Genomic DNA, 15,362 nt, shown 5'->3' with positions numbered 1-15,362 from the left:
TACCTCTCCGAAGGCTCCATGGCCAAGCTCTACCCAACCCGCGATACTGAGACCGTCGCCCTCGAAAAGAGCGACCGGTAGGCAACGAGCATCACCTCAAAGCCCACCACTCAACGGGGCTCTATCGGGAGAATCGGTCGAACGCCATCCGTGTGCGAGTGCTGACCGGAAGACGACGCCTCAGCAGCTCATCTTCGAGCTCGTCTTCGCGCTCGTCGTCGCCGTAGGAGGTCGTGGTGTCGCCTTCGCGGGCGAGCTCATCCTCGTCTTCGGACGGATCGCCAACGTCCATGCCAATGTCCCCGAGCCGACCGGCTATCGCAGCCAGGATCACCTGGATATCCGTCGGCGCAATGCCGGGTCCGCCGCTGCGGCCGAAGTACCCGCCATAGCGGTGATCGCGGCGGACGCGGGTCCAGTCGAGGTCTTCGAGCCTGATCGACGGCTCCCCTTCGTTGTCGGCAGCGACCGGGGTCGGCTCATTGCCTTTCGCGATCCGCCAGACGGATGCGCGGTCGATGATGAGCGTCGCGTCCAACTCCTGGAGCAGTTCGTAAAGCTCTGCATCTTGCTCCGGAAGGTCACCGATGTGTTGGAGCCGGTCTCGTTGGCCAACTTTGTCGAGCCGCCCGCGCAGCTGGGCTACGTGATACGGCCACGAGTGATTGATCTGGCTGTCGTCACCGTCGAGCATGACCTGGATCCGGCCGCCCTCGGCCAGTCGCTCCGCCGAGTCCTTGGTGAGAACCAGTCGGACCTGCAGGCCGTCGACTTCTTTGGCCGTCCACTCCAACGGGCTGCCGGTGTGGTCCTCGATCAGGATGGCGGTTCCGTCGGCGATCGGTCGGTCGAAGGCCAACGTCAGCCGGGCGCCCTTGAGTGTGCTCCACAACAGAACCGGGTGCTGCCCGTCGACCGTCTCGCCGGGCGGCACGCCCTGATAGCTGATCTTGAGCGACGCTGGATCGTCGATCTCGCTTCGCTCTAGGTGGGCATACAGCGAGTCAAAGGCTCCCCGCCCACCGTGGGTGATGACGCCGAGCTCGACGTTCCCGTTCTCGGCGGACCGCAGAAGTGCGGTGCGCGACAGGTTGGCCGAACCAGAAAGCAACGTCTCCGAGTCGCCATGGATCAGATGCACCCACTTCGCATGGATGTAGGCACCCGGCTCGGACTTGACCTGCACGCGCTCGATGACCGGACCCGGGGCGTTCCTCATGACGCTCTGGATGGAGGCCGGATCCGCAGACGTGGCGTCAGTGAGCAGGAGGCGGGCGCTTGGGCTGAAAGCGGTCGACCAACGCCTCCAGCGCTGCGCAGTCGGCGTCGTGGAACGGGGCGTGTGCGATGAGTTCGTCGACCGGGCCGGCGACCTCGACTTGCAGTTGCTCAATGATCGGGTCTTCGAGGCTGCTCCGCAGCGCCGAAGGGCTGGCAGGTGCCGGCGGGACCCACGGTGACTGGCCCCACGCGGTTTGCAGCAGTTCGACGACGGGCGGGTCGAGCAGGCCTCGTTGAGCCAGCCCGTCAACGTGGGACCGTGCCGAGGCGAACTCCTGCAGGTGCTCCGGGCGTTCGTCGCTGTAGGCGTACACATGCCAGAGCTCACCGGGGGCCGCGTAGCCCTCGTAGCCGAGGTTGCCCGAGCCGACTACCAAGAGCCCGCTGGAAGGCCCGAGCAGCGCGATCAGTTTGCCGTGTGCAGCCTGAGGGTGAGGGACCGGGGCCGCGACGTATGCCTTGTTCGCGAGCCGATGCCGCTGCCCGGTCCGAGCCGACTCGGCGAGCGTCTCGGCCAACTGCCCGTCGTCGGCCAGGACGATGCGGAGTGGGATCTGCGCGAGCTGGCCCAGCAGTCTGGTCTCGAAGAACGTGAGATCGGCGCCGTAGGTGCATATCAGGGCCGTCGTCCACTGCCCCTGGAGCAGCTCAGGGATGACAACGCCTGCGCGCGGCGAGCTCACGAACGCTCCGCATCAAGTTCGCCGAAGGCTGCCGCCGCAGCGGCGAGGGCCCCCCGTGGCAAGTCACCGTCGGCCAGGAGGCGCTGTCCTGAACCGGTCAGTTGACGGTCAGATTCGTTGAACGTCGAGACCCAACCGAGTTCGTGCACGGTCGTGCTGAGAGCGTGGAAGCGGCTGTCGTTGAACACCGCCGGGGAGTCTTGGGCGAAGAACCTGACGGCAGCTCCAACGCGTCGCACCCGGTAGGTGTCGTCTGGGAGCTTCGCGGTGGCCACTCGCTCGTGCTGGACGATCACGAAGTCCTCGATCAGCCATCGGGCGAGGTCACCGAGCGTGAGGTCTCGCAGCATGCGCTGGTTCAGCTGATGCATGAACCGTGCCATGCCGATGCGGAGACTCCCTCCCTCTGCGACGAGGACCTGCTCCTTGGCGTACTCCAAGGCGCGCCTCGGAAGTCCGAACCGCTCGCGGAGCAGGAGCACCAGAGCCAGAAGTGCCACCATGGTGGCTCCGTCGTCCTGGTCATATTCGCGGCAGGCGGTGTACAGCGCGTGCTCGTCGAGGCCTCCGGTGCGCGGCCAGACGCCGTCGGCATCGGGCGACACGTCGACTTCGGCGAGGAGACCCTCAAGCAGGGAAGACGCGCGTGTGCTGGCATCTACCGCTGGAAGGATCAGCCCCAAATCGTCTACCTGCGAGCTGCGGGTCAAGGAATCATCGACGAGTGCCCACAGCTCTGCCTTCGGAAGGACCGTGAGGCCGCCGTCGGTCGCGGCAAGTCCGCGGCGCGAAACCCAGCGGAGCAGGCGGTTGAAGACGTACGCGAAGTACTCCCGACCCTGGTACACGCGCCAGCGACGAGCCACGTCTAGCAACTCCGGCCTTGGCCGGTAATCGGAGCCGTCGAGTTGCCGGAAGTAGACGAGCTGCCGGAAGTCGTCTTGCGAGAGCTCCTCTGCCTGTCGGCACGTGCTGAGATCCAGCAGCATGCGCAGGGTCTCGCCGCGTGAGGCCACCTCAGCGGCTGTCCCTGAGTGGAGGAACAGGTCCCGCAACAGGGGCAGGTCATGCGCCTCCGCCGCACGCAACTGGCAGAGGCAGCCCTTCCGGGCAAACTTGACAAGGGCCTCGCGTGACACCGGCTCCGTGATCTTGCCCTCGCTGAGCAGGCGGCTGACTTCCGTCCCGGCGACGGCGTTCCGATATGCCTCGGCGAGAGACCGCCCAATCGGGGTTGGGGCATCGACCGGGAACCCGTTGGCCGGCGACGCCACCACCAGCGATCCGGTGAGTTCCATCGCGGAGCGGTAATAGAGCCCGTAGCCGCCGAGCGGCTCCTTGATGTAGTCGAACTGCGGGTCGAAATCCGGGTCGTTGGCCTTCGGACTGATTCGCCTGCTGCCGTTCACGTTGCCGACGATGGTGACGTGTTCGGGGGCATCGCACACGTGACAGGCCATCGAGAAGATCGCCTCGCGGGGCCGGTAGAAGCTGACGAAGCTGGCGCGGTTTCGCGGCAGATCGGCGGCCCAGAAGTCGTCGAGCACCCATGAGTAGAACGACCAGTAGCGCGGGTGAACGGTGAGCACGTTGATGCCGGGTGACAGAGCCGGGAGGATCCTGTCGGAGCTGACCGAGCCAAGCCCGAGGTGGTCCTGACCCGATTTCGGCGCAAACGCACGTGCCCCCCAAGCAGGGCCCGTCTGCTCCCATCCCCAACCCTCGCGCTGGTTCCTCGGATCAGCCACGTCACACCAGCCCGAAGTACCTGTTGAAGAACTCGGAGAGCTTGTCGAGCACCCGCTGCTTCTTGGCTCCGTGATCCCCACCGGGCGAGAACCGTGATGCCGGTGGGAGGATCCGGGTGATCGCGGTGCCCGCCGTCGGGACGGACCCGTCGCGGAAGGCATTGGCGACGAACGTCTTCGTCTCGTCAGCCTTGAGAGCCTCCTCGGCGATGAGGGAGTCGAGTTCCGCGTCTCGCTTGGTAGCGACGAAGATCTTCCAGTCCTCGCTCGTGTCCCCTGTGATCGAGACCGAGTCGACGAACTGGAGGATCAAGTCGCTCTTGTTGCGCAGGCTCGGGCTGGAGTCGACCGCACGCCGGATCTGCATGAGGGCATCCATCTCCCGGTCGGAGTTGCCGATGGAGTCGCGGAACGCCTGGACGAGGGTCAGGATGTGGTCGACGTTGACCTCGACCTGCTTGATGAGCTCGATCTCGAAGACGACGTCGTCGTTGATGGACTCCTTCTCGGCGTCCTTGGTGCCGCTGATGAACTTCCGCTTCTGACCCTGGAATGCCTCGGTCTGGAAGTAGTACGCCACGTAAAGCGGGTCAAGCGAGTGCTGGTAGACGAACGCATCCCCGCTGATGGCGATGTCCGACTCACCGAGCCAGGCGACCGCCTTGCACACGTCAACGTCGTTCTCGCTCGTCGTCGCAATGACAAGATCCCCTGGCTTTGCCTTGCGGAGTCGGGTTGCGAAGGCAGGGTCAACGAACGACTTGGTCTCCGTCGTCGCAGTGCCGTAGACCGTGAACACCTGGCCGTAGTGGATGGCTCCAACCCCATCGTCGATGAGGTCCTTCTTCTGCAGACCGTTGCCTCTAACGAAGGTCCCGACCTCGCCCAGGGTCTTAAAGGGCACCCCAGCGGGACAGTGCTCCGCGATCAGCTCGTCAATCGTGCTCATTCGAAGAAGTCCTCGTCGATCTCGACTACCCGGTAGGTCTCCTTCACCTGCACACCGACCCCGTATCGGATCATCAGGCTGGTCAGGCGGACTCCGTCGATCAGGATCAAGCGCGTGGGCACGCCGTCGGCGTACGCGCTCGCCTCCTTGGAGAAGCGAGCAGTCGTCATGAACACACCACCATCCGCTTTGCCGCTCAGGGCTCCGACGAACGCCTGAAGGTCCGGCCGTCCGATGGTCCGGTCGACGGCGTAGCGCTTCGCTTGGATATAGACCCGGTTGAGACCGAGGGCGTCCTGGTCGATGATCCCGTCGATGCCCTCGTCGCCGGACTGCTTGGTGACGGTCGCGCGGCCGTCGGCGCCTCCGTAGCCCATCGCAACGAGCAGTTTGACGACGGCCTGCTCGAAGAACGCGGGCTCGTTGTCGAGGAGTCGTTCCAAGAGCTGAGCGGCCACGTCTTCGTGGATCCGGGCAACGCCTTGCTCGACCTGCTCAGTGGGGTCGATCGTGTCAGGTTCGGACGGCTGCAGGGAGACCAGATCGCCCGCAACACCCGTCGCACGCTTTGCCACCCACCACTCGTCACCAGGTTTCGCGACAGTCCTGAGAACGGCTTCAGTGATTCCCGTTGGATGCTCGGCGAGAAGCTTTCGTCCCAGTTCGGCCACGACGTAGTGCCCACGCCGGGGGCGTTCGAGTGCCCCGACGCGGTGGAGGTAGGAAGCTGCCCAGCCGATGCGGTTGTCGGCCATCAGCTGTCCCGACGGCAGCGCTTCCGCGAGCTGACCCTCGTCAAGCCCGGCCAACGCCGCGGTCTCGGAGCGGAGTGCCCGCAGGCTGCGCTCATCGCCGTCGTTCAGCACCTGGAGCACGGGCACCATGAACTGGTCCCAGGTTGGCATGGTCATGATTCGCTCCCCTCCAGGTCGGCGACGATGGCGTCGATCTCAGCGCGCAGCTCGGCCTGCCGGGCGACGATGCGGGCGATCTCGGCGTTCAGCTCAGTGATGTCGACGGCGACCCGGGTGTCCTCCGCCTCGACGTACGAACTGACGGCGATGTTGTAGTTGTTGGCTGCGATGTCGGCGTTGTCGACGAGCGTCGCGAAGTGCGGGATGTCCTCGCGGGCAGTGAACGCATCGAGGATCTTCTGCTGGTGCTCGGCGGCGAGCTTGTTCTTGTTGCCCTGCCGGGTGAACTCGGCCGAGGCGTCGATGAACAGCGTCTTGTTGTCGGACTTCGACTTCTTCAGCACGATGATGCAGGTCGCGATCGTCGTGCCGAAGAACAAGTCGGGCGGCAACTGGATCACGGTGTCCACGAAGTTGTTGTCGACGAGGTACTGCCGGATCTTCTGCTCCGCGCCTCCGCGGTAGAGCACGCCGGGGAACTCGACGATTGCCGCGGTGCCGTTGACGGCCAACCACGACAGCATGTGCATCGTGAAGGCGAGGTCGGCCTTCGGCGCCAGGACCCCCGCCGGGGCATAGCGCGGGTCGTTGATCAGCAGTGGGTTCGCGTCGCCCTCCCACTTCGTGGAGTAGGGCGGGTTGGAGACGATCGCCTCGAACGGCTCGTCGTCCCAGTGGGCCGGATCGATCAGCGTGTCGCCGTGGGCGATGTCGAAGTGCTCGAAGTTCACGTCGTGCAGGAACATGTTGATCCGGCACAGGTTGTAGGTGGTCAGGTTGATCTCCTGACCGAAGAAGCCCTGACGTACTCCGCCGGGCAGCACCTTGGCGAACTTGAGCAGCAACGAGCCCGACCCGCACGCGGGGTCGTAAACCTTGTTGACCTCCGTCTTGCCGACCGCCGTGATCCGGGCCAGGAGCTCGGAGACCTCCTGGGGCGTGTAGTACTCGCCACCGGACTTGCCAGCGCTAGAGGCATATATGCCCATGAGATACTCGTAGGCATCGCCGAAGGCGTCGATGGTGTTCTCGGTGAACCCGCCGTTGCCGAAGTTCAGGTCGCCGATCGCGTCGAGCAGCTTGACGAGCTTCTCGTTGCGCTTGGCCACGGTCGGGCCGAGCTTGGAGCTGTTGACGTCGAGGTCGTCGAACAGCCCCTTGATGTCCTCCTCGGACTCGGAACCGATGGCGGAGGCCTCGATGTTGGTGAACGCGCGAGACAGCGTCTCGTTGAGGTTCGCGTCGTGCCGTGCCTTCGCCCGAACGTTGGCGAAGAGGTCCTGGGGAAGGATGTAGAAGCCCTTCTCCTTCACCGTCTCTTCGCGACCGAACTCCGCGTCCGCGTTCGACAGGTGGCGGTAGTCGAAGTCCGGGTTCCCGGCCTGTCGCTCGGCCTCGTTGAGGTAGGCCGTCAGGTTCTCGGAGATGAAGCGGTAGAACAGCATCCCGAGCACGTAGCTCTTGAAGTCCCAGCCGTCGACGCTGCCGCGCAGGTCGTTGGCAATCCGCCAGATGGTCTTGTGCAGCTCAGCCCGCTCGGCTTCCTTGATCCTCTGGCTCACGGGCTGAAGTCTGTCAGGTCAGGCCGACAGAAGTTGGTGAACGGGCCGTCGGCGCGGGTGGGCATCGCGGCTCTACCCGCGGTCGAAGCCCGTCTTGATGGTGGCCGTAGGAACGCCGAGCCGAGTCGCCAGCCATGCTCGGATCAGGTTCATTCCCTGCTGTGCGAGGTGGTGGGCGACAAGGCCGTCCGGCAATGGGTTATCGGCATGCTTGGAGCCCTTGAACGCCGCGTTGAAGTCCTTCCGCCATTGGTCGACCGTCCTCTCGCCGTGGATCTTGACGTGCTCGACATCGGCCGCGGCGGTAACTCGTTCGAGCAGCTCGGGGTACTTCGGCGTCGGCGAACTCGATGTCGGGCCGCTCTCCTGCCAGAGGGCGTAGCCGAGCGCCTCTAGCGCGACTCCGATCTGCAGGAGCTTCGACTCGACCGTCGTGCCGCGCTGGAACATCGTCGTGACCGCGATCCAGGTCGGACGCGACCAAAGGTCCCAGTGGTCGATCCAGTCTGTGAGCTTGGCAGCGTCCACATCCGCCAGCCGAAAGAGCGGCTGCGCCTTACCTCGGTCGAGAGCCTCGGCGCCGTCCACGGAGCGCCCGAAGCTGGGCTCGTATACCTCCCGCCACGTCCGCCGAGCATCGCCCGGCTCGGCGTACGGCTGATCGTCCTCGCGCTTGATGGAGGCGGCCCGGCTGAAGCACGGCCGTCCGTAGACCAGACACATCAAGTCTTGGACCATGTGGTGGACGGCGGCATGCTCGCGGTAGGCCAGCAGGTCCTCCGACCGCGTCCGGAGCAGCGCGACGTCGGTGATCCCGAATAGGTTGCCCTTCGGGCTCGGGTTGAAGCTGAACGACGATTCGACTGTCGCCTTCAGGCTGCCGCCGAGCGGGATCTCGGGCTTGTTCTCGGCACGTAGGACGACGGCAACCGGATCGCGTTCCAGGGTCTGCGTGACGGTGGATAGCTCCGTGCAGGAGGAGAGTCCATCGATCTCGCTGGTCATTCCGTCGACGGCGGCGTACCCGACAGCCCCGCTGCCAGCCTCAACCAGGCGTGGGGAGCGGATACGCGTAAGGCTGGTGCCCAGGCTCGATACAGATCCCCCAGCGCCGCGGCAGTCTTCGAGGACATAGGTGCCCGCTGTGCCATGAAAGCGCAGCGACGCCGGCACATCATCCTCGTGCTTGTCGACGAAGTTGCGGAAGAGCTCGCCCATCGACCCAATGCTTGGCAGGCTCAGGACTGCTCCACGCGCATCCAGCTTGAGGTAGGCGGCGCTCAGCTCCTCAGACAGGCCCTCGATGTGGCCGACGCTCTCGAGTCCTTCGTTGAATTTCCGTGCCATGCGACAACTCAATCGCATGCCACCGTCAGAACCCCTCGTCCCATTCAGGGTCGATCCAGGATCGGCGGTCCTGATGCCAGGGTCTGGGAGAACGAGTGCAGCCCGGTTGTCGATGCCGACCTGAGTGCAGCGACTGCGCGGGCACGGTCGAGGCGCTGGTTGTCATCGACAGCTTGGCCGCCGAGGGGGTCGCGGCTGGTGATGCCATAGCGGTCCCGGTAGGCGGCGATCGTGACGACATTTCGCATCCAATCCGCGCGGTCGACAGCCGGGGGGTCACCGATCTGCTGAATCCAGGACTCGCGACGCCTGATGGCAGTGTCGGCGAGGGTCTTGGCGCGCTGCTCGATCAGGACCTTCCGCTCGTCGATCGCCTTGCGCACGTCCGGCGCCATCGGGCCGATGGGCTCGGGGATGAGGCCGGCGATCAGTCGTGCTGGCCGTCGGCTTTGGCGGCTACCTGCATCAGTGGTGGCGAGCCGGAGCCGGTGCCGTAGGACGGCGGCGACGTCGTCGGCATCGCCGAGTCCGTACCGGTTCACCGCCACCGGCAGGATGCGGTTGACGTCATGGCCGTTCGCCTCGGCTCGGCGGAGTTCGGCTGCGAAGGTGCCGTAGGCGTCCGAGGCGAGGATGTCGTAGCGCTGTTCTTCGGTGAGGCCGCACCTGGCGAGCAGGCGTGCCCAGCGGTCCCGTTGGGCGGCCGCGGCGAGGGTTTCCAGCTCGGCGGCCAGCTGCCGGGTCCCTCCCCAGGCTTCCTGCTCGGCCTCGATCGTCTGCGTCGCCGAGAGTTCGGCGCCGACGTTGGCGAGTACGCCGGTCAGCACCTCGCGGGCCGTCGCGGCGTCCTGTTCATCAGGTGTGCCGTGGTTGTCGTCGGTGTTACCCGTGATGACGTGGGCGTGGTTGTGCTCGCGGCCGCGGGTCATCGCAACGTACAGGTTCTCCCTCGTCGTAGACTCAGTGACGACCACGCGCGAGGTGTCGACGGTGATGCCTTGAGCACGGTGGGCGGTGATGGCGTAGCCGAGGTCGACGTGCTCGGCGACGTAGGCGGCCGGGAGGACGACTGCGCCGCTGTGGCGGTCCTGGCGGCGTACGACGAGTGAGCCGTCGGGGCGTACGTCTTTGACGGTCCAGCGGTCGCCGTTGCGGACCCAGCCGTTGCGCAGGGTGCGCAGGCGGCGATCGTTCTTGCGGGTGATGATCCAGTCGCCCGTGGTTGCGTTGGTGCCGTCGATCAGGGTGACAGCTCGCCCGTGGCCGGCGCCGCGCTCGGTTTGAGCACGGATGTTGAGGTCGCGAACAGTGCCGCTGTTGTCGGCGATCAGGATGCTGGCTCGCCCGTGGTCGATGTCGTGCTTCCAGGCGGCGTACGCGGTCTCGGTCATGGACTCGCCCGTGCCGTCGTCGACTCGCCCGTGGTCGATGTAGGTGTCGATGATCTCGGCTCGCCCGTGGCGGAGGTCGAGGCTGGCGAGCTTCTCCCACTCGTTCGTGAAGCGGTGGATGTCGACGAGTTCCGGGGCGTCGTCCCTGGCCTCGACGAGCATCCCGAACGCGCCGCCCGCTTCGACCGACTGGAGTTGCGCCCAGTCTCCGACCAGAAGCACCTTCGCGCCGGCCTGGTCGGCGTGGGCGGTGATCCGATCGAGCGTGAGCGTGCCGGCGAGGCTGGCTTCGTCGATGATGACGAGCTGACCGCGGCTGAAGTGGGCGTGACCCTGCTGGTGCTCGTACAGCCACTTCGCGGTGTTCTCCGTGCCGATGCCCAGTTCCTCGGCGAGCACGGCGGCGGCCGCGGCGCTCGGGGCGAGTCCGACCACGCCGTTTCGTCCGTGCTGGTGCGTCCATGCCTGCTTGAGTGCGCGCAGAGCGGTGGTCTTGCCTGCTCCGGCCGGACCGACGAGGAGGTCAAGGTTCCGCCCGGAGACGGCGACCGTCGCGATGGCCTGGGCCTGTTCGGGGCTGAGGCGATGGCCCTTGACCGGCTGTTCGGTGATCGCGTCGACGATCTCGATGTCCACGGTCGGGGCGGTGATCGCGTCAGCTCGTTTCAGGAGTCGGTCCTCGGCCGCGAGGAGGTGTTCAGCGGAGAAGACCGTGGAGTGCTTGGGCCGGAACTCGCTGGTGCCGTCGTTGCGGGTGAAGGCGGCGGGGGTCGTCGCCAGATCGGGCGGTGTGAGGCGCATGGATCCCTGCTCGGCGGCCTCGACGATCAGCCCGGTGATGGCTTCCCGGTCGCGGGCGGAGGCGAATCGCCAGCCGAGGGTCTGGCGAGCGGTCTCGGCGTACAGGTTGGCGCGCCGCCACGTCGATCGCTTCTCGCCGACCGCGATCACGACGGAGCGGCCGACCTCCTCGATGAGGTCGAGGGGGATGTCGTCCGCACGGAGCAGGCGCTGCGGGGTGTTGGTGAGGGTGTTCCGCGCCCAGGTCGTCGCGTCCTCTCCGAGCAGGTCCGTCGCCCGGCGGCGCCACCCGGCGGTCAGGTCAGCGAGTGAGTGGCGGTGTTTCGGCGGCCGGGTCGTCAGGTTGGCGGTCTGGCGCAGCTTGTTGACGGTCGACCGCTTCGGCTGGCGGCCGTGCTGGGCGACGTACTCCTCGATCGCAGCCTCGGTCGCCGCGTCGATGTCCCGCGAGCGTTGTGAGAACGCCGCGACGAGCTGGTGCCGTACGCCGGCGATCTCCCAGGCGGGGTTGCGGTCTCGGCCGCGGGCTCGGCGTTCCCAGTCGACGCCGAGCGCTCGGGTGAGGTGGTCGCTGAAGATCGCCTCGTGCAGTTCGGACACGGCGACGGTCCAGTGGTGCAGCGGGGTGCCGTCGAGTGTGCGCCACTTGCCGTCGCGGACGGTTTTGACCTTGTTGGAGATGACGACGTGGGTGTGCAGGTGCGGGTCGTTGGCGCGGGAGTCGTAGTGGTCGAACGCGGTCGCAACGACGCCAGTGGTGTCGAGATGCACGACCGATCCACCCGGTCCACTGGCACCGGCCCGGGTGGCGACGATCTCGCGCTCGACGAAGTCGAGTGCCTCCTCGACGGCGCGGTGGTGGGCGTCGGCGATGATCGCCTGCGTCCCTGCGTCGGCGACCACCCACAGGATGCTGGCCGACTTCGGGATCGAGAACGTCATGTCGAACCCGGCCACCGCGTGCTTGCGCTTGCCCGCTTTGGGCTGGGCGAAGGTGCGGAATCGGGAGCCGAGTTGCTCACCCGTGACGGGGTGCTGGCCGTGCCCGATGAGTCGCCGGAGGTGCTCCTCGGCGACCTCGTCGCCGACCTTGAGTTCACTGTCGAGGCTGGCGACACCGGAGCCAAGCCAGTAACCGGGCGGGGTGCCCTCTTCGGCGTAGTAGCGCGTCAGCGGGTCGCGCAAGGACCTGTCGCCGTCGCCGACCGCAACCGTGCGCAGCAGGTAATCGACCCCTTGGCCGGCGTGCATCGACTTGATCGTGACGGTCACCGCGACCACCTCCATTCAGGAGGTGGGTGTGCGGGCGGGACCGCCGCGACTGTCGGTCATCCCGGGCGGGCAACCTCGGTTGCAAGAAGCGTGGAAGGAATCAGGAGGCGGCCGGAACGGGACGGGCGGAGGTCATGGGAGTCAGGAAGAAGACGATGAGGAAGGAGACGAGCAGGACGAGGTTGAGCATGAAGATGCGGGAGGCCGAGGGTGGAGAACGGGCGGACGAGAGAATGGTGGGCGTGAGCACCCTGGCCGACGCCGTACTCCCGTTGATCCGCACTCGGTCCGACCTCTACCGGTACAGCGCCGCCAACGCGCACGGCCGAGACATGCACGAGGCGGTCGACATGCTCGAGTCCGCGATCCCCACGACCGACCCGGCCGAGATCTACTCCGTCACGCACAAGGCGCTCGCGTCGTCACTGAAGGTGATCGCGCGTGCGGACGATTCCGCGGGCATCATCGGGGACGCTTGCCGTCGGCTGTTGGAGCTGCACCCGCGGGCCGCTGCCGCGGCCAGGACGCCGCTCGGGAAGCTGATCGACTGGATGATGAAGTTCCAGTTTGACGACGACGAGGTCGACTACTTCGAGCTAGACCCGGTGGCGTACGCGCCGGCCCTCGGCGAGGTCGGTATGGCGTCGTACCGGAAGCGGCTGGCGGAGGTGGAGGCAAAGCTCGGCCCGCGGCCGGCCGATCGGTGGAACTCCGGCCACTCCCACGAGTGGTTCACCCTGGACTGGAACGCTCAGCGGCTCGCCGTCCTCGACCACGACATCAACGCGATCATCCGCACCCACGCCAAGGATCGGAAGGTCGCGGCATGGCTGGAGGACACCGCGGAGGCGTTCGAGGAGATCGGCGAGATCGACCTCGCCATCGATTGGGCGAAGCAGGCGACCGACTTCGACCGCGGGCACCAGTCGCTCAAGGCGGCGGACTACTGGTGCGGGCTCTTGGAGGCGCATCGACCAGCCGAAGCTCTCGACGCGCGCCTCGCGGTGTTCCGCAAGTGGCCCTCGTCGACCTCGGCGGCCCGGTTGCACGAGGCGGCGGGCAAGTCCTGGCCGGACTATCGCGACGAGGTGGTAACGACTCTGGCGGCGAATCCCCCTGACGCGGTCCTGTTCGCGCTCCTCACCCTGAAGGAGCCGGCGTTCGCGTGGAACCTCGCCCACTCGTTGGCGCTCGACAGCGACCACACGTGGAGCGAGCTGGTGAAGGCCTACGAGAAGGTCGACCCGCTCGCGACCCTGCCGATCCACCAGCGGCTCGTCGAGAACGAGCTGGTCGAAGCCGGCGCGCAGCACTACCGACTGGCAGCCAGACGACTCGCGAGGATGCGCAAGCTCGCTGACGGATCGGAGCTTGCGGGCGATGTTGACGGGTTGATCGCGGATCTTCGCGATACCCACCGTCGCCGCCCCCGCCTGCAGCAAGAGTTCGACCGCGCCGGACTTCCAGGCGCAATGGGGCTTTAGGGTTCCAGGGCCGCAAGGAGGTCCTGTGCTAGCAGCGCCACACTCTCTGACACAGCAGTTGGGTCACCGACCAACTCCTCAGCCGCGCCGGCCATGAGGGACCCGCGGGCAGCTGCGCCATGGCCGAAGAGCTCGCCGAGTTGGGCGACCGCCTCGCGTGTTACGTCCGCGCTAAGGCTTTCACGCAGAAGGCGCCCGATCGCTGCAACGAACACTTGCGTCTCAACAGCCCGCAGCAAACGGTAGACGTCGTGCGCGTCCTTGTTGTCGCGCCTCGACGCCGAGTCGATCCGGTCGTGGATCTTGTGCAGCTTGGCCACCAGCAGCGCGGCGGGACCAGCCACGGCGACCTCGAACTCCCGAGGGTCGACGACACGATCGAGAGCCCGGATGACCATCTTGGAGTTGTCGATCAACGCTGCCTCGATGCCACGGGCCCTCCGCATCGACTTCGAGTCGTGCGGAGGCACGCGAACTCCTCGGCGCCCGGCTCCGGCAACGGCTTCGGGCACCATCAAATCGACGGGCACTCCGCGCGGGGAAATCCACGATCCGACCGCGCTCTGCCGCGGATCCGGCGTGAAACCGGCGGCATTCATGGCGTCCTCGACCAGCGGGTCGGAGCTCAGCAGGTCGGGGTCCACCGCGACATCGCCATCTGTGGTGAACTCGGCCAGGGCAATCTCCGTCGCACCCGTGTGGAGGTAGACGGCCTGCGCCCCAATAACGACGAGCGCGTCGAGGTGCAGCTCCAACGCCTCCAGCGCGTCGAGCAGCCCCATCCGCGCCAGCGTCACTTCGTCAGTCACGGCGCCACCGTTCTTCGTTGGCCTTCATCCACTCGATCAGGTAGTCGCCTTCCGCGGGTTCGCGACCCGGTCCGTTGAGCAGGTCGGCTGCCACCTGCGGCGGCGCGGCAACCGGATAGCCCGCCTGAGAGCGAACGGTATTGACGAACGGCACGTCACCGACGGTCTTGGGTTCCAGCAGGATGACGTTCGGGGCGGCGGCGTTGGGCCGGAGCCCCCACTGCTCGGAGGCCTCCTGGATGGACGAGACGTAAACATAAGCGGCTTTGGCCGGGGCGTAGGTCGCCCACTCTCTCGCAGCCATCGAGCCCGTGACGGCAACAGGGAACGTCGAGTCCTCCGCCAGCTTTCGGACGAAAGACTCGACGCCGCGAGGCTCGATGAATGCCATGGTGCGAGTCGTCGTCTGGAACGCGGCATCAGCGCTCCATGCACGCAGCAGTCGCTCCCAGTCGGTTACCCGGTAACGGGTGGGATCTTTGACGACAAGGCCCTCGCGCTCAAGGTACTCCAACACGCGGTAGGCGGCGCCAGTGGAAGAGCCGGAGGCAGCCACTAGTTCGCGCACGCTCCAGTCGCGGCGGTAGTCCAGCAACGCGCGAGTGACTCGCGCTGCGGGCTCTCCCTTCAGCGTGCCGCGAGGTCGGCCCTTGCGCCAAGGATCACGGTCCTCACCACGTTCCGAGATAAACACCGCGGGTGCATCGATGACGACGCGGATGTTCCCGGTGGCGTCCACGTACGAGAGCCCCTGCTCCGTTAGCGCTTCTCGCACCGATGCGGTGAGGTATCTCGCTGCGACGACCGGAACGTCGGTAGGGCTCGTCGTCATGCTGCGGGATTGGTCGGCGACCCGACCAACGTCGCGACGCTCCAGGACCTGCTTGATCTCGACCACCAACCGAGCTGTGCGACCATCTGGAGCTTCGACGTCGATCTCCAGATCCGGACGCACCGATCCTCGGTCTGGCTCAAGCGCCTCGACTGTCTTCCAGTTGAGCGGCAGACGCTCACGCACCGAGGCTGCGACGATTCGCGCTACCTCGGCGGCCGTAGGCGCATCGCTGGTCGTCACGCTGGGCCTCCGTTCAGGTATTGGACTTGTTCCGCCGGCGGCGGAA

The 15,362-nt window shown here is 66.3% G+C and carries 12 protein-coding genes; 1 reads left to right on the top strand and 11 read right to left on the bottom strand.

Features of this window, described 5'->3' with window-relative positions; genetic code table 11:
• Positions 1 to 121: 121 nt before the first annotated feature.
• The 9 genes from GGG17_RS14380 to GGG17_RS16080 form a co-directional block, all read right to left on the bottom strand.
• The gene (locus GGG17_RS14380) at positions 122 to 1,219 is read right to left on the bottom strand and encodes a phospholipase D-like domain-containing protein (RefSeq protein ID WP_154594391.1); all 1,098 of its coding nucleotides are present in this window, start codon (positions 1,217 to 1,219) and stop codon (positions 122 to 124) included.
• Between the two features lie 37 nt (positions 1,220 to 1,256).
• On the bottom strand, positions 1,257 to 1,964 hold the full coding sequence (locus GGG17_RS14375) for a hypothetical protein (RefSeq protein WP_154594390.1): 708 nt from the start codon (positions 1,962 to 1,964) through the stop codon (positions 1,257 to 1,259).
• Positions 1,961 to 3,553, bottom strand: coding sequence for a hypothetical protein (locus GGG17_RS14370; RefSeq protein WP_230083040.1), 1,593 nt, complete (start codon positions 3,551 to 3,553; stop codon positions 1,961 to 1,963). The genes GGG17_RS14375 and GGG17_RS14370 overlap by 4 nt, the downstream gene beginning before the upstream one ends.
• Positions 3,554 to 3,713: 160 nt before the next feature.
• On the bottom strand, positions 3,714 to 4,661 hold the full coding sequence (locus GGG17_RS14365) for a type I restriction endonuclease subunit R, EcoR124 family (RefSeq protein WP_154594389.1): 948 nt from the start codon (positions 4,659 to 4,661) through the stop codon (positions 3,714 to 3,716).
• Positions 4,658 to 5,572: a restriction endonuclease gene (locus GGG17_RS14360; protein WP_154594388.1), complete on the bottom strand. Its 915-nt coding sequence runs from the start codon at positions 5,570 to 5,572 to the stop codon at positions 4,658 to 4,660. Before GGG17_RS14360 ends, GGG17_RS14365 begins: the two co-directional genes overlap by 4 nt.
• Positions 5,569 to 7,137: a type I restriction-modification system subunit M gene (locus tag GGG17_RS14355; RefSeq protein WP_289032636.1), complete on the bottom strand. Its 1,569-nt coding sequence runs from the start codon at positions 7,135 to 7,137 to the stop codon at positions 5,569 to 5,571. Before GGG17_RS14355 ends, GGG17_RS14360 begins: the two co-directional genes overlap by 4 nt.
• A 72-nt stretch (positions 7,138 to 7,209) precedes the next feature.
• A complete protein-coding gene (locus GGG17_RS14350; RefSeq protein WP_154594387.1) occupies positions 7,210 to 8,484 on the bottom strand; it encodes an ApeA N-terminal domain 1-containing protein in 1,275 nt (424 codons plus the stop codon).
• Positions 8,485 to 8,528: 44 nt separating this feature from the next.
• Positions 8,529 to 11,948 (bottom strand): MobF family relaxase, encoded by a 3,420-nt coding sequence (gene mobF, locus GGG17_RS14345; RefSeq protein ID WP_289032633.1) that lies wholly within the window; start codon positions 11,946 to 11,948, stop codon positions 8,529 to 8,531.
• Positions 11,949 to 12,048: 100 nt separating this feature from the next.
• On the bottom strand, positions 12,049 to 12,198 hold the full coding sequence (locus tag GGG17_RS16080) for a hypothetical protein (protein ID WP_195849244.1): 150 nt from the start codon (positions 12,196 to 12,198) through the stop codon (positions 12,049 to 12,051).
• On the opposite strand from GGG17_RS16080, the gene GGG17_RS14340 reads away from it, so the two are divergent.
• The gene (locus GGG17_RS14340) at positions 12,191 to 13,432 is read left to right on the top strand and encodes a DUF6880 family protein (protein ID WP_289032631.1); all 1,242 of its coding nucleotides are present in this window, start codon (positions 12,191 to 12,193) and stop codon (positions 13,430 to 13,432) included. The two genes, GGG17_RS16080 and GGG17_RS14340, sit on opposite strands and share 8 nt — an antisense overlap.
• Here GGG17_RS14340 and GGG17_RS14335 read toward each other — a convergent pair.
• Positions 13,429 to 14,241, bottom strand: a complete 813-nt coding sequence (locus GGG17_RS14335) for a hypothetical protein (protein WP_289032629.1) — start codon at positions 14,239 to 14,241, stop codon at positions 13,429 to 13,431. The two genes, GGG17_RS14340 and GGG17_RS14335, sit on opposite strands and share 4 nt — an antisense overlap.
• Complete coding sequence (locus tag GGG17_RS14330; protein ID WP_154594386.1) at positions 14,234 to 15,316, bottom strand: helix-turn-helix domain-containing protein; 1,083 nt, start codon at positions 15,314 to 15,316, stop codon at positions 14,234 to 14,236. Before GGG17_RS14330 ends, GGG17_RS14335 begins: the two co-directional genes overlap by 8 nt.
• Positions 15,317 to 15,362 lie beyond the last annotated feature (46 nt).

It is taken from the genome of Arsenicicoccus cauae (genome assembly GCF_009707125.1).
Classification (GTDB): Bacteria; Actinomycetota; Actinomycetes; order Actinomycetales; family Dermatophilaceae; genus Arsenicicoccus; species Arsenicicoccus cauae.
The sequence above is the reverse complement of the archived record's forward strand: the minus strand, read 5'-3'. Positions and strand labels throughout refer to the sequence as shown.

What these genes read in the sequence shown, in the direction of transcription:
- GGG17_RS14380 (WP_154594391.1), bottom strand. Translation starts at nt 1,219, where the DNA reads ATGAGGAACGCCCCGGGTCCGGTCATCGAGCGCGTGCAGGTCAAGTCC.
- GGG17_RS14365 (WP_154594389.1), bottom strand. Translation starts at nt 4,661, where the DNA reads ATGAGCACGATTGACGAGCTGATCGCGGAGCACTGTCCCGCTGGGGTG.
- GGG17_RS14360 (WP_154594388.1), bottom strand. Translation starts at nt 5,572, where the DNA reads ATGACCATGCCAACCTGGGACCAGTTCATGGTGCCCGTGCTCCAGGTG.
- GGG17_RS14350 (WP_154594387.1), bottom strand. Translation starts at nt 8,484, where the DNA reads ATGGCACGGAAATTCAACGAAGGACTCGAGAGCGTCGGCCACATCGAG.